Source organism: Teichococcus aerophilus (assembly GCF_014490485.1).
In the GTDB taxonomy this organism is placed as follows: domain Bacteria; phylum Pseudomonadota; class Alphaproteobacteria; order Acetobacterales; family Acetobacteraceae; genus Pseudoroseomonas; species Pseudoroseomonas aerophila.
Map to the genome: position 1 here is coordinate 1 of NZ_JACTVA010000120.1, position 2,557 is coordinate 2,557.

At 72.1% G+C, this 2,557-nt stretch carries 2 protein-coding genes and 1 pseudogene; all 3 read left to right on the forward strand.

The window, feature by feature from the left end; all coding sequences use genetic code 11:
• A partial coding sequence (locus IBL26_RS25345; protein WP_187787270.1) for a murein hydrolase activator EnvC family protein occupies positions 1–412 on the forward strand: 412 nt, incomplete at its 5' end.
• Positions 413–787: 375 nt separating this feature from the next.
• Positions 788–2,173 carry a S41 family peptidase gene (locus tag IBL26_RS25350; RefSeq protein ID WP_241749740.1) on the forward strand — a complete coding sequence of 462 codons (1,386 nt, stop codon included), beginning with the start codon at positions 788–790 and terminating at the stop codon, positions 2,171–2,173.
• Between the two features lie 22 nt (positions 2,174–2,195).
• Positions 2,196–2,557: pseudogene (locus IBL26_RS25355) on the forward strand (hypothetical protein); the annotation flags it as partial.

Genomic DNA, 2,557 nt, shown 5'->3' on the forward strand with positions numbered 1-2,557 from the left:
GCCCACCCCGGCACCGGAAGCCCGTGGCGGCCGTGCCGTGCCGGTGGCCGGCCGGCTGACGCGCGACTTCGGCGATGCCGGCGCCGGTGGCCCGGCCCGTGGCCTGACCTATGCCGCGCCGGCCGGTGCCCGCGTCGTCAGCCCCTGCGGCGGGCGTGCCGTGTTCTCGGGCCCCTTCCGCAGCTACGGCCAGTTGCTGATCGTCGATTGCGGCGGCGGCTACCATTTCGTCCTGGCCGGGCTGGACCGGCTGGATGCCGAGGCCGGGTCACGCCTGCTGGCGGGGGAACCGGTGGGGGTTCTCGGCAGCGGCGATTCAGGCAATGCTGGGGGGCGGGCGATGCTCTATCTGGAGTTGCGCCGCAACGGGCAGCCGGTGGACCCGAAAGGGTGGTTCCGATCCCGCGGCTAGAGGCGGCATGGCCGGTGCGTGGGAAGCCCCGCGGCGCCCCGGGTATGGAGAACGAAGCACGGGATGGCGTGGCCGGCGTGGGCGTGAGCGCGCGCAGGCAGCCGGCCCTGGCGAACCAGGGAGGCGAAGGGGCGCAAATCCTCCTCTCCGTCTCGGAATGTAAAACCACGGGGCGTGGCGCGGGTTTTGCTCTACGCTTCCTGTCGCTAGGCTGCCCGCCGCCGAGTTTGGTGGTGGCGCCAGGCCCGCTATCCTGATGCCGATGGTATCAGGCCAAAACCTCGGCGCTGGTGGCGCCGGGGCCGCCGAAGCCCGGGTACCAACGGTGCCAGGGTTGTCTGATTATGGATCGCTGGCCGGATGAAGGGTCGCAGCATGAAGTCTCGTTTGCGTACGGTGGGCGTGGTTGCGGCGGCCTTTGCCGCAGGTGCCACGCTTGGGCCCCTCGTCGCCCCCCCCATCGTCTCCGCCTTCGCGCAGGAGGCCAGCGGCCGCGCCGAGACCTACCGGCTGCTGAACCTGTTCGGCGATATCTTCGAGCGGGTGAAGGCCGAGTATGTCGAGCCGGTGAATGACCGCGAGGTCATCGAATCGGCCATCAACGGCATGCTGCAGGGCCTGGACCCGCACAGCAGCTACATGAACGCCCGTTCCTTCCGCGACATGCAGGTGCAGACGCGCGGCGAGTTCGGCGGCCTCGGCATCGAGGTCAGCCAGGAAGGCGGCTACGTCAAGGTCATCTCGCCGATCGACGACACGCCCGCCGCCAAGGCCGGCGTGAAGCCGGGCGACCTGATCACCCACATCAACGGCAACTCCGTCCAGGGCCTGACCCTGCAGGAAGCCGTCGACCAGATGCGCGGCGAGCGCGGCAGCAGCATCAAGCTGACCATCCGCCGCCCGGGCGCCGAGGCGCCGCTGGAACTCTCCCTCACCCGGGAAGTGATCCGCCCGCAGGTGGCCCGCTTCCGGCTGCTGGAGGGCAACGACGTCGGCTATGTCCGCCTCTCCTCCTTCAACGACCAGACGGACACGGCGCTGCGCAACGCCATCGCCACCATGCGCCGGCAGTCCAACAACGCGCTGAAGGGCATCATCCTCGACCTGCGCAACAACCCGGGCGGGTTGCTGGACCAGGCCGTGCAGGTCTCCGACGACTTCCTGAACCAGGGCGAGATCGTCTCCACCCGCGCCCGCCGGGCGGAGGACGCGCAGCGCTGGAACGCCAAGCCGGGTGATATCACCGGCGACCTGCACGTGGTGGTGCTGGTCAATGGCGGCAGCGCCTCGGCCAGCGAGATCGTCGCCGGCGCGCTGCAGGACCACCGCCGCGCCGTCATCATGGGCGTGAAGTCCTTCGGCAAGGGCAGCGTGCAGACCGTCATGCCGATTCCCGGCAACGGCGCCATCCGGCTGACCACGGCGCGCTACTACACGCCGTCCGGCCGCTCCATCCAGGGCCTCGGCATCACCCCGGACATCGAGGTGCTGGCGACGCGGGAAGAAGCCAACGCGCCGCTGCGCGACCGCGAGGCCGAGCTGCGCCGCGCGCTGCGCAACGACAACGACACGCACGAGATCCCGCCCCTGCCGCCGCTGAACCTGCCGGCCGGGCTGGCCGACCAGGTGCAGCGCCTGCCGCCCGAGGGCGCGCCGTCCTTCGACCCGACCAAGCCGGAGACGGACTTCCAGCTTCAGCAGGCTGCCAAGTTCCTGCGCGCCTGGACGACGGCCGAGCCGCAGCGCCGCGCCGCGCGCTGAGCGCGGCCGGAAGGAACGGGCCATGCGGGCCGCCCCACGGGTAACGCCCCTGGGTGAACAGGGCAGGCGCCGCCTCTGGCGGGGCCTGGCCGTGTTCTGGCTGCTTGTGCTGCTGGCGGCGGGCGGCACCGCCGCCACCCTCGCCTGGATGGGCGCCCCGGTGGAAACCGCGCCCCGCGTACTGATCCCGCCCCCGGCGACCCAGCCGAATGCGGTGGCCCCGGCCCCAGCGGCCCAGACACCGCTGGCTTCCGCCACCGAGCGTGCCGCCCCCGCCTCGCCGCAAACCGCCGATTCCGTGGCACCGCCGCCGGCCACCGCGCCGCTGCCACCGCCTGCCCCGGCCGCCAGCGCCCAGCCGCCGCAGGCCAGCCCGGCCGATCC

Coding starts and splice junctions, on each gene's coding strand:
- IBL26_RS25350 (WP_241749740.1), top strand. CDS start 788: ATGAAGTCTCGTTTGCGTACGGTGGGCGTGGTTGCGGCGGCCTTTGCC.